We start from the raw sequence: 9,809 nt of genomic DNA, 5'->3' as shown, positions 1-9,809 counted from the left end.
GGAGGTCGCCGAGGCGCACGGACAGGCGCTCGCCCGCGCCGCCGACCCGCCGGAGGGTGTGATGGTTCTGGGGCCCGCAGAGGCGCCGCTCGCCCTGGTCCGGGGCCGCTACCGCTTCCGGCTGCTGGTGAAGACCGAGCGCAACATCGACATGCAGACCTATCTGCGCGCCTGGATCGCCCGCGGCCCGAAGGTGCGCGGCAACGTCCGGGTCGCGATCGATGTCGACCCGCAGAGCTTTTTGTAAGACAGTGCGGCCACGGGCAGCGGACCCGCGGCCGGAACCCGGCGGCGGGACGCGTGCGGTTCCCGGAGGAGCGATCAGTGCTGAGCTATACCAAGACGCCGGACTCGAACGTCGCCGAGATCGTGGTCGACGGCAAGATCTCCGACGAGGAGATGAACGCCGCGATGAATGCCATGAAGGCGGACCTCGACAAGGGCGGCAAGATCAAGCTGCTCGAGGATATCCGCGCCTTCGAGGGCATGGAGCCGGCGGCCTTCTTCAAGGACCCGCGCTTCGGCATCTCGATGATGAAGAGCGTCAGCCACGTCGCCCTGGTGACGGATGCGCCCTGGCTGAAGGCGTTGGCCGAGACCTTCAACTTCGTCTCGCCGACCCAGATCAAGGTGTTTGAGCGCGCCCGCCTCGCCGAGGCGCGGACCTGGCTCGCCGGCGCCGCCTGACCGTCGTCAGTCGGCCTGCGCGGTGCGGTCGTTCCTGCGCCGCGCGGTCCAGCGGCCGGAGCACAGGGTGGCGACCTTCCAAGTGCCCGAGCCGGTGCCGGCCTGAAGCCGCCCGGTTCCAGTCCCGCTCGCCGTCCCGTTGGTGACGGCGAGCCCGACGCTGCCGTCGGCGCCGACATGGCCGCTCACCCGGGCCCCCGCCTCGCCCGAGACCAGCTGCACTTGGCCCCCGCGGATCGCCAGGGCGTAGGTGTAGCGGGCGCTGCACAGGCCGCTCTCGGTCACGAGTTCCACCGACCACGTCCCGTTGTTCGCGCCCTGTGCGGCATGGGCCGACGGCGATACGCCGGAGGACAGGCCGGCGGCGAGAGCCGCGGCGGCGACCAGCTTGATCATGCAGGTATCTCTTTCAGCAAAGCGCGTGCCGCCCGTCATGGCGCGCCGGGTCACACTCGTCGATGGAGGATGACACGATGCTGAATGAGAGAAGCGGCAAGAGTATGGCCGCACGTATTTTTGAGGTGAGATCAGGATCCGCGGGCGGATGGCGCAGGAATAGCCACGCTGCGTTTTGCGATTGCTTGGCGGTATTGGCGCAGCGGGCGGGCGTTCATGCGAACACCGTATCGTGAGCGATGCACATCCTGACTCGCGGCAATGGTCCGCCAGGTCAGCTCTCAGAGCTCAGATCGCTGATGGATGAAAGCCGTTGAGGCGCCCGCGTACCAACCTCCGGGGTTCCCGGTCGCACGCATCTCAGGATGCGGCGTGGGTCCCCCTCCCGTGCGGGAGAGGGACAGGGCGAGGGATGCGCCTTTTCCGGAAAGATTTCGTCTCTTACCCCAACCTTCTCGCGCACGGGATAAGGGGCACCCCGCGGCTGGCAGGAGCGCCTGTGCTTCAAGACCTGCTAGGCTGTAGTTCGAACAAGAAGCGAGAAGGAAACTGAGGCTCAAAGAGTAGCGCGGCCAAACCGATCCAGTTGCGTAATCCTGACCTCGGCCCTCAATCCGTCAGCGAGCGCGCCTCTTCCGGCAGCATGATCGGGATGCCGTCGCGGATCGGGTAGGCCAGCTTGGCCGAGCGGCTGATCAGCTCCTGGCGGGCGGAATCGTATTCGAGCGTGCCCTTGGTCAGCGGACAAACCAGGATCTCGAGGAGCTTGGGGTCCACGCGGGTCGCCTCGACGGTGGTTGTGAGGTCGTTGGTCATCGGTCGTGCGAGCCTATTGCATCGTCGGCTCGGGGCCGGAGCCGCGAACCAGTTCCATCTGCGTGACCGCGATCAGGATTTCCGCCCGGGTTTTCAGGTCGGGGGCCTCCAGCATCGCTTGCTTTTCGCGGACGCCGAACGGGCTCATCATGCAGAGGGCGTTGACCAGCGCCTCGTCCGGCGCTTCGTCGATCCCGTCCCAATCCACCTTCAGATCGTTCGATTCCACGAAGTCGCGCAACGCCTTGAGGACGCCGTCGCGGTCGACCTGTTCCTCGCCCGCCCGCGGCTCGAAGTCCACCGCGAAGTCTTCGTAGGAGACATGGCAGCGGCGGTAGGTGCTGGTGGAGGCCAGCTCGCTCTCGACCCGGAACCGGCTGATACCGGTCAGCGAGACGAGGTAACGGCCGTCGCCGGTCTCGGCGTATTGCGTGATCCGCCCGGCGCAGCCGACACGGTAGAGCTTGGGGTTCGCCGCCCCCGACCCTTCCGGATCGGGCTGGATCATCCCGATCACCCGATCCGTGCGCATCGCGTCGTCGATCATCGACAGGTAGCGCGGCTCGAAGATGTTCAGAGGCATCTGGCCGCGTGGCAGCAGCAGCGCGCCGGGAAGCGGAAAGACCGGGATGACGGCGGGGCAATCCGCCGGGCCCTTGTAGCTCGCATGGGTGCTCATGGCGCCTCCCGGATGGGCCTGATGCTGGGGCGGCATATCCGCCCCAGGGCGAGCCGTAATGTTACGAAAACAGGAGTGCCGAGAGCTTGCGCCGGCCCCGGATCGTGTCGGGATCCATCACGCCCCAGGCCTCGAAGAACTGCAGGAGCTGCTTGCGCGCCGCATCCTCGTTCCACTCCTTGTCGCGCTTGCGCAGCTCGATCAGGTGATCGACCGCCTGTCCACGCTCGCCCGCGGCGGCGAGACCCAGGGCGAGGTCGAACCGTGCCTGGTGGGCGTCCGGATTGGCCTCGACCTCCCGCTGCAGCCCCGCAAGGTCGCCGAGCGAGGCAGCCTGCTCGGCGAGTTCCAGGGCGGCACGGACGCCGGTGAGGGCCGGGTCGGCGGCCTTGGCCTCCGGGACCATCGCCAGCACGCGCTTGGCGTTCTCGATCTCGCCCGCGTCGAGCTGCATCTTCGCCAAGCCGGCGAGCGCCGCGACGTTGTCGGGCTGCTGCTCCAGGATTGCGGCGTAGATCTCGGAGGCGCCCGCGAGGTCGCCCTCCTCGATCAGGGCGGCGGCGTCTGCGAGCGCCAGCTCGACCGGATCCTGGGCTGGGCCCGCGACGCGGTCGATCAGCTCCTTGATCTGGCTCTCCGGCACCGCGCCCATGAAGCCATCGACGGGCTGGCCCTTCTGGAACACGATCACCGCCGGGATCGACTGGATTCCGAGCTGGCCCGCGATCGAGGGATGGTCGTCAATGTTCATCTTGACCAGGGCGACGGCGCCCTGAGCCGCCTTGACCACCTTCTCCAAGACGGGCGTGAGCTGCTTGCAGGGGCCGCACCACGGCGCCCAGAAATCGACCAGGACCGGCCGGTGCATCGACTCGGCGATGACGTCCTGCCGGAAGCCCGCGGTGGTCGTGTCCTTGATCAGGGCATCGGTGTCGCCGGCCAGGGCGGGGCCGCCGGCAAGGGTGTCATTCAGCATTGGCCTGGCTTCGGAACTTTTTTCGTGGAGCGCCTTAGATGGGGCTTCGAACGGGGTCTGACCAGCCCAAACTCACCGGGCAGGCGCCCCGGGTGTCCCCTTCTCCGCAGCTTTGGCGGCCGTCACGAAGGTTCCCGCGAAGGTGCGCCCGTCCGACGTGCTGGCCTCGCAGGTGATCGCGGTACGGCCCGGCTCCGGGGCGGAGAAGCGGCAGGCGCCGATCGCCAGCGTCGGCGTCCCGTCCTTGCCCACCATCACCAGGTTGATCGGCTGAAGCGGGTCGGTTTCCTCGGTCGCCTCCTGCTGGGCACCGTTGCCGCTGAAGCTGACGGTCTGGCCATCCTTGGCGGAGAAGTCGAAGCTCGTGCGGTTGCGGTTCACGGCGTTCATCAGCACGCCGCTGCAAGACGCGCTGAGATCCTGCCCGTTGACGATGAGCTTCTCGCACGACCCTTCGAGCCGGAGCGCGGCCTGCGCGTGCGCCGTACAGGGGAGGCCGAGGAGAGCGCAGAGCAATGCGAGGCGCAGTCGGTTTCTCATGGCGGGCAGGGTCTCCTCCGTTTGCCGTCGAACTAGGCGTTCGGAGCGGTCTGTCGAGGGAGGCGGGTCTGCCGGGCGTGATCGGTCTCCGTTCAAGCGAACCGAAGAGCACGATCGTTGGGCGTTGTAAGATCCAGTTCCGGACCGAGCGGTACGATCCTGGTCGGATTGATGCTCGGGTGGCTCTCGTAATAATGCCGTTTGATGTGCCTGAGATCGACCGTCGAGGCCACACCAGGAAGCGCGTAGATGTCGCGCAGATAGTTCGAGAGATTTGGATAATCCGCGATCCGGCGCCGGTTGCATTTGAAGTGCCCGACATAGACGGCATCGAACCGCACGAGCGTCGTGAACAAGCGGATATCGGCCTCGGTCAGCCTGGCGCCGCAAAGATAGCGGCCCCGATCGAGGCGCTCTTCCAGCGCGTCGAGTTCGGCGAACAGCGCCTCGAAGGCTGCCGCGTAGGCGTCCTGCGCGGTGGCGAAGCCGGCCTTGTAGACGCCGTTGTTGACCCGGTCGTAGACCCGCTCGTTGATCGCGTCGATCTCGGTGCGCAGGTCGTCGGGGTACAGGTCCGGCCCGGTTCCCCCGAACGCACCGTTGAGCATGCGCAGGATCTCGGCGGATTCGTTCGACACGATGGTGCCGCGCTCGCGGTCCCATAGCACCGGTACCGTGACGCGGCCGGTATAGGACCGATCCGCCGCCAAGTAGACTTCGTAGAGGCGGTTGGCGTGATGGATCGGATCCGGCGTCGCCCCCGGGGTGTCGCCGAACACCCAGCCCTCGGCGCCCATATGCGGATCCACCACCGAGACGGTGATCGCCTCCTCCAGGCCTTTGAGCGCGCGCCCGATCAGGGTGCGGTGGGCCCACGGGCACGCCAGCGAGACGTAGAGGTGGTAGCGCCCGGGCTCGCCCTTGAAGCCGCCCTCCCCTGAAGGACCAGGCGCGCCGTCGACGGTCACCCAATTGCGAAAGGACGAGGCCTTCCGCTCGAACCGACCTCCGGTCGAGGCGGTGTCGTACCACTGGTCGCGCCAGACGCCGTCGACGAGGAGGCCCATGGTGATGTCCCGGTTCAGATGGTCACCAGGGCGAGATGGGAGCCCGTGCGTCTGCGGAAAGGGGCAGGCGGCGTCCTCACGCCCGGTTCCGGTCTGCGCCCGAGCCTCGTGCAACGCAGGCTTGCGCACTTCCTTCTGTTGCAGCGCAACATAATCCGCCATTTTCCGGCCACCCGCCCGCTGCTGCGCAATCGCAGCGCTCATGGTCCGGCGGGAGACTGGATGGAGCTGAGAGATGTCGTTCGCGCTGGTGCCCGTCGCTGAGGCGGCCCTGTTCACCCTGGGGTGCCTGCTGATCCACACCCTTCGGCGGCATGCGGACGTGGTCACGGCGACGCTCGCCTGCGTTGCCACCCTGCTTGTGCTGATGATCGGGATCGCCTGCGCCCCCGAATCCTTCGTCAAGTATCAGGGGGCCAGCATCACCGAGTTCGCTAGACTGGATCCGGCGATCTACTGAGCTGCGGCGGCGCGCCCGGCGCCGTTCATCTGGGCGAGGCGCCCGCCGGTCCCGCGCTGGCCCGAGACCGCCACGTCGAAATCGTCCCGCGGGAGCCGCGCCAGGAATCGCTCGGCCAGTTCGAACAGCAGGATGTCGGGGCGCACGCGTTCGATGTAGCCCCAATCGAGGCTGGCCGACCAGACGAAGTGAACCTCGCGGAAGCTTTCGGCCAGCAGCCCGGTCAGCAGGAACGGGTCGAAATGTGCGCAGGAATCGCCGAACAGCACGAGGCGGCGTGGGTCGGCGTCCTCCGTCTCGTTCCGGAAGACGACGTGGGCGCCGACATGGGCTTCCCGGTCGCGCCCCTGCGCCTCGTAGGCGGCGAGCAGCGGGCCGATCTCGACCCGCTTGGCGTCGCGCAGCAGCATGAACCGCTCCAGCCGCTCCCGCGGACGTTCGCTGAGCTTCTCGCCGAGATCCATCACGGCTTCGGTGACGAGTTGCGGGCGCGCGCCGATATCGGCCGGCGGGATCGACCCGAGCGCGCGCATGATCTCGCGATAGGCCAGGAGGCAGCCCTGGATGGTCCAGTGCGTGTCGGTCCGGAGGTAGAGCGGAACCGGGCCGTCGCGCCCGGCCCGGAGGGGCGCCAGGAGATCGAGATAGGCCGGATGCCGGGCCAGGCGCCGAGCTAGGCGGCGGGTGGAAGCCTTGCCCGGGGCGTAGCGCAGCCCGTCGGTCTTGTCGTCGTAGACCGACAGCTTCTCCGGAACGATCACATGCAGGCAGCGGATCCCGAGGCGCTCCGCGCGCCGGGCCCGGGCTTCGATCAGTCGCGTCCAGCCGCGCAGCAGCAGCCAGTGCCGCAACCCGCCCCGGTAGCGGTCCAGGACGCGGTTGGTGCCGCCGATGAGGAACAGCCATCCGTCGCGGCCGACATGTACGCTCTCCCTGCCTGCAGCCATGGCGGTGCTTTAGAGCCGTTCCCGACCACCTTGCAATCGGGAACGGTGCCGGGCCGACGGCCCGACGAGCGCTTCGGCCGCACGCTGCCGGGGCGCCGAGGCCGGACCCGTCCGGGATCGCACGCGTTCGACCGACATGTCGTCCAGCGCCGCCCTGATGCCCGCCCCCTCGCCGGCCGAAAGCCGAGACTCGGCCCGTACCCGTCCGGCCCGCCTCTGGCGTCCGCGCCGGGTGCTGGTGACCCCGGCCGCGCTGGATTTCGCGCATGGGCGTGCCATTGTGGCGCGGGCCGAGGCGATGGGGCTGCCGGTTGAGCGGCTCGCCGCAAACCGCCTCACCGGCCTACGCGACGCAGATCCGCGCCGGGCCTACACCGCCGCCAAGGCGACCCTCGCCATCACGGTAGCGCCGCCGACGAAGCTGCGGCTGCAGCCGATCCCGCCCTCGGCCGACTGGCGCTTCGACCTCGCGGAGGGCTGCCCGGCCCATTGCCAGTATTGCTACCTCGCCGGCTCGCTCCAGGGGCCGCCCGTGACCCGGGCCTACGCCAATCTCGATGCAATCCTGGACAACCTGGCGGCCTATGCCGGCCAGGGCGCCGTGACCTCCGCCTCAACGGAGCGCGCCCACGAAGGCACGACCTTCGAGGCGTCCTGCTACACGGATCCTCTGGGCATCGAGCATCTCACCGGCTCGCTCTCGGCGGCGATCCGGCATTTCGGTGCCTGGGACGCGCCGGTGCAGCTGCGCTTCACCACGAAATTCGCCGCCGTCGCCCCACTCCTCGACCTGCCGCACAACCGGCGCACGCGGATCCGCTTCTCGGTCAATGCCCGTCCCGCTTCCCGCTACGAGGGCGGCACCGACCCGCTCGACGCGCGGCTGGCCGCCATGGGCGCGATGGCCCGGGCCGGCTATCCAGTGGGCCTGACCATCGCGCCGATCATTCCGGTGCCCGATTGGGAGGCGGCCTATGCCGGACTGATCCGCGATGCCGCCGACGCGCTGGCCGGCATCCCTGATCTGGACCTGACCGCCGAACTCATCACCCACCGCTTCACGCCGATCTCGAAGGCGGTCCTGCGCGGCTGGTACCCGGGCTCGGACTTACCCCTCGACGAGGCCGACCGCGTGGAGAAGCGCACCAAGTTCGGCACCGTGAAGCACGTCTTCCCGAAGCCCCTGATGCAGGCGATGCGCGCGCATCTCACGGATCGCCTCGCCCGCGATCTACCGGCCGCGCGGGTGCTCTACTGGACCTGAGCCGGTTCGGGCTCCATGTCGCGTCTCATGCATGACGCGGCCCCCCTGATCCTGACGCTCGCCTTCGACGAGCCGACTTTCGCGCGATTCGACGGCGAGCGCCGACGCAACTTTCCGGAGGCCCTGAACTTCATTCCCGCTCATGCGACGCTGTTCCACCACCTGCCGGGGGACCGGGAGCGCGGCGTGATCGAGGCGGTGACGACGCTCGCCCGCACGGTTCCGGCCCCGGGAGTCGCCGTCACGGGTCTGCGCTTCACTGGCCGGGGCGTGGCCTACGTCCTCGAATCCGAGTCGTTGTCGCACTTCCGGGCGCGGCTGGCGAAGACGTTTGAGCCCTACCTCACCGCGCAGGACCGGCAGGGCTGGCGGCCGCACGTGACCGTGCAAAACAAGGTCACCCCCGACAAGGCCCGGGCGCTCCACGCCGACCTGGCGGCCGGCTTCGCGCCGTTCCACTTCACCGCGCCCGCGACGCGACTGTGGCGCTATCTCGGCGGTCCCTGGGAGCCCGTCGCCACGCTGGCCTTCGGGGAGAATGCCTGATGGTTCTCACGCTGACCGGCAGGGGAGCGCCATGAGGGCGCCGGGTGGCCTGCAGCGCAATCCCCTGACCGGACGCGCGATGTCGGTCTGGCTGCGCCTGCGACTGAACGAGGTCGGGCCCCTCGTGGCTCTGCTTGGGGTCAGCATCCTCGGCTACGGCTTCTTCTACCTCGCCCACGAGGTCGGCGAAGGTTCGACCGCGGCCCTGGACCGCAAGATCCTGCTGGCCCTGCGCAATCCCGCCGACCTATCCGATCCGATCGGGCCGCCCTGGCTCGAAGAGACGATGCGCGACATTACCGGGCTCGGCAGCGTCTTCACGGTGCTGTTCCTGACCTGCGCGGTGGCGGCCTACCTGGCGGTCTCCGGACGCCGGCGGATCAGCGTGTTCGTGCTCGCCGCGGTCGGCAGCGGTGAGCTGATCTCGACGGTGCTGAAGCTGTTCTACCAGCGGCCCCGGCCGGACCTTGTCCCGCACGGCATGGAGGTGTTCACGGCGAGCTTCCCGAGCGGCCACGCCACCATGTCGGCCATCGCGTACCTGACCCTGGCGACCCTGATCGCCCGGCTCGACCGCAATCGCAGCGCGAAGGCCCTGGTGCTTGGGCTCGGGGTCGGCCTGACGCTGCTGGTCGGGCTCAGCCGGATCTATCTCGGCGTGCACTGGCCGAGCGACGTACTGGCCGGCTGGTGCATCGGCGCGGCCTGGGCATCGCTGTGCTGGTTCGTCGCCCTCCAGCTTCAGCGGCGGGGCGAGGTGGAGGCGCCCGATCCCCCGCCGCCCGCCTGACCGGGCGATTAAGGTAAACCGGAGGTTAAGGTGGGCCTCAGGGTGCCCTTGGGCCTCAAGTGAGGTTGTCGGAACGACCGATAACCTGAGGACAGCGATCGTGATCGAGCGTCGCCAAACCGCCCGCCGCCGCGTCTGCCTGGGCGGACGCGTTCGGACCGCTGCCTTTCTGCCGGACATCGACTGCATCGTGCGCGACGTTTCCCTCGACGGTGCCAGGATCGGCGTCCTGCCCAAGGTGACGCTGCCGGATTGCTTCGACCTGTTCATTCCGTGCCGCAACGAGACCTGCCGCGCCTGGGTGGCGTGGCGGGCGGGCACGATGATCGGCCTCGGTTTCGAGGCGACGCGGGCGGCGTCCGAGCCGGAGGTCGTCGCCCGTCGTCTGGCCGACAGCAAGTCGGAGGTCGCGCGTCTGCGCGCCGCGCTGCTGTCTGGAAACGACCGGGCACCAGCCGGCGTTCACTGACGGGACAGCGTCGATCGCGGACGTTCGTGCCACGCGGCGGCGATTCGGTGTCGTGACCAGGATTCAGCGAAACGGCGAGGCTCATGGCGGACGACACCCGGCTCTCACGACGCACCCTCCTGGCCGCGGGAGGCGCCCTGGCTGGTGCCGGCCTCGGCAGCCCGGCCCAGGC

13 protein-coding genes and 1 pseudogene are annotated in these 9,809 nt (G+C 68.7%); 7 read left to right on the top strand and 7 right to left on the bottom strand.

Annotation, left to right across the window (positions count from 1 at the left end; genetic code table 11):
- Window positions 1-247: pseudogene (locus FV228_RS11795) on the top strand (primosomal protein N'); the annotation flags it as partial.
- A gap of 77 nt (window positions 248-324) precedes the next feature.
- Complete coding sequence (locus tag FV228_RS11790; RefSeq protein ID WP_147854795.1) at window positions 325-687, top strand: STAS/SEC14 domain-containing protein; 363 nt, start codon at window positions 325-327, stop codon at window positions 685-687.
- Window positions 688-693: 6 nt separating this feature from the next.
- Here FV228_RS11790 and FV228_RS11785 read toward each other — a convergent pair whose 3' ends face one another.
- The 6 genes from FV228_RS11785 to FV228_RS11760 all read right to left on the bottom strand — a co-directional run bounded on the left by FV228_RS11785 (window position 694) and on the right by FV228_RS11760 (window position 5,161).
- On the bottom strand, window positions 694-1,083 hold the full coding sequence (locus tag FV228_RS11785; RefSeq protein WP_147854794.1) for a hypothetical protein: 390 nt from the start codon (window positions 1,081-1,083) through the stop codon (window positions 694-696).
- A gap of 609 nt (window positions 1,084-1,692) precedes the next feature.
- Window positions 1,693-1,899: a Trm112 family protein gene (locus FV228_RS11780; protein ID WP_147854793.1), complete on the bottom strand. Its 207-nt coding sequence runs from the start codon at window positions 1,897-1,899 to the stop codon at window positions 1,693-1,695.
- 13 nt (window positions 1,900-1,912) lie between these two features.
- Window positions 1,913-2,578: an LON peptidase substrate-binding domain-containing protein gene (locus FV228_RS11775; protein ID WP_147854792.1), complete on the bottom strand. Its 666-nt coding sequence runs from the start codon at window positions 2,576-2,578 to the stop codon at window positions 1,913-1,915.
- Between the two features lie 61 nt (window positions 2,579-2,639).
- A complete protein-coding gene (gene trxA, locus FV228_RS11770; RefSeq protein ID WP_147854791.1) occupies window positions 2,640-3,554 on the bottom strand; it encodes a thioredoxin in 915 nt (304 codons plus the stop codon).
- 72 nt (window positions 3,555-3,626) lie between these two features.
- Window positions 3,627-4,094 (bottom strand): hypothetical protein, encoded by a 468-nt coding sequence (locus FV228_RS11765; protein WP_147854790.1) that lies wholly within the window; start codon window positions 4,092-4,094, stop codon window positions 3,627-3,629.
- A 92-nt stretch (window positions 4,095-4,186) separates the two neighbouring features.
- Window positions 4,187-5,161: a glutathione S-transferase family protein gene (locus tag FV228_RS11760; protein ID WP_147854789.1), complete on the bottom strand. Its 975-nt coding sequence runs from the start codon at window positions 5,159-5,161 to the stop codon at window positions 4,187-4,189.
- 235 nt (window positions 5,162-5,396) lie between these two features.
- Here FV228_RS11760 and FV228_RS11755 point away from each other — a divergent pair, with 235 nt between their 5' ends.
- Window positions 5,397-5,621: a hypothetical protein gene (locus tag FV228_RS11755; protein WP_147854788.1), complete on the top strand. Its 225-nt coding sequence runs from the start codon at window positions 5,397-5,399 to the stop codon at window positions 5,619-5,621.
- Here the strand turns inward: FV228_RS11755 and FV228_RS11750 are convergent.
- Complete coding sequence (locus FV228_RS11750; protein ID WP_147854787.1) at window positions 5,615-6,568, bottom strand: hypothetical protein; 954 nt, start codon at window positions 6,566-6,568, stop codon at window positions 5,615-5,617. The genes FV228_RS11755 and FV228_RS11750 overlap by 7 nt on opposite strands.
- A 157-nt stretch (window positions 6,569-6,725) precedes the next feature.
- Here FV228_RS11750 and FV228_RS11745 point away from each other — a divergent pair, with 157 nt between their 5' ends.
- The 4 genes from FV228_RS11745 to FV228_RS11730 all read left to right on the top strand — a co-directional run bounded on the left by FV228_RS11745 (window position 6,726) and on the right by FV228_RS11730 (window position 9,637).
- Window positions 6,726-7,832: a spore photoproduct lyase family protein gene (locus tag FV228_RS11745; protein WP_147854797.1), complete on the top strand. Its 1,107-nt coding sequence runs from the start codon at window positions 6,726-6,728 to the stop codon at window positions 7,830-7,832.
- A 27-nt stretch (window positions 7,833-7,859) separates the two neighbouring features.
- Window positions 7,860-8,378 (top strand): 2'-5' RNA ligase family protein, encoded by a 519-nt coding sequence (locus FV228_RS11740; RefSeq protein ID WP_147854796.1) that lies wholly within the window; start codon window positions 7,860-7,862, stop codon window positions 8,376-8,378.
- Between the two features lie 31 nt (window positions 8,379-8,409).
- Window positions 8,410-9,168 (top strand): phosphatase PAP2 family protein, encoded by a 759-nt coding sequence (locus tag FV228_RS11735; protein ID WP_147854786.1) that lies wholly within the window; start codon window positions 8,410-8,412, stop codon window positions 9,166-9,168.
- Window positions 9,169-9,358: 190 nt separating this feature from the next.
- Entirely contained in the window at window positions 9,359-9,637 is a 279-nt protein-coding gene (locus tag FV228_RS11730) for a PilZ domain-containing protein (protein WP_246693890.1), read from the top strand.
- Window positions 9,638-9,809: the final 172 nt, after the last annotated feature.

Origin of the sequence: Methylobacterium sp. WL18 (assembly GCF_008040015.1) — a bacterium.
Classification (GTDB): Bacteria; Pseudomonadota; Alphaproteobacteria; order Rhizobiales; family Beijerinckiaceae; genus Methylobacterium; species Methylobacterium mesophilicum.
Note: the sequence above shows the minus strand (reverse complement) of the source record. Positions and strands in the feature narration are given on the sequence as shown.

Excerpts from the sequence above, each read along its gene's own strand:
- FV228_RS11785 (WP_147854794.1), bottom strand. The coding sequence starts at position 1,083 with ATGATCAAGCTGGTCGCCGCCGCGGCTCTCGCCGCCGGCCTGTCCTCC.
- FV228_RS11780 (WP_147854793.1), bottom strand. The coding sequence starts at position 1,899 with ATGACCAACGACCTCACAACCACCGTCGAGGCGACCCGCGTGGACCCC.
- FV228_RS11775 (WP_147854792.1), bottom strand. The coding sequence starts at position 2,578 with ATGAGCACCCATGCGAGCTACAAGGGCCCGGCGGATTGCCCCGCCGTC.
- trxA (WP_147854791.1), bottom strand. The coding sequence starts at position 3,554 with ATGCTGAATGACACCCTTGCCGGCGGCCCCGCCCTGGCCGGCGACACC.
- FV228_RS11765 (WP_147854790.1), bottom strand. The coding sequence starts at position 4,094 with ATGAGAAACCGACTGCGCCTCGCATTGCTCTGCGCTCTCCTCGGCCTC.
- FV228_RS11760 (WP_147854789.1), bottom strand. The coding sequence starts at position 5,161 with ATGGGCCTCCTCGTCGACGGCGTCTGGCGCGACCAGTGGTACGACACC.
- FV228_RS11755 (WP_147854788.1), top strand. The coding sequence starts at position 5,397 with ATGTCGTTCGCGCTGGTGCCCGTCGCTGAGGCGGCCCTGTTCACCCTG.
- FV228_RS11750 (WP_147854787.1), bottom strand. The coding sequence starts at position 6,568 with ATGGCTGCAGGCAGGGAGAGCGTACATGTCGGCCGCGACGGATGGCTG.
- FV228_RS11745 (WP_147854797.1), top strand. The coding sequence starts at position 6,726 with ATGCCCGCCCCCTCGCCGGCCGAAAGCCGAGACTCGGCCCGTACCCGT.
- FV228_RS11740 (WP_147854796.1), top strand. The coding sequence starts at position 7,860 with ATGCATGACGCGGCCCCCCTGATCCTGACGCTCGCCTTCGACGAGCCG.
- FV228_RS11735 (WP_147854786.1), top strand. The coding sequence starts at position 8,410 with ATGAGGGCGCCGGGTGGCCTGCAGCGCAATCCCCTGACCGGACGCGCG.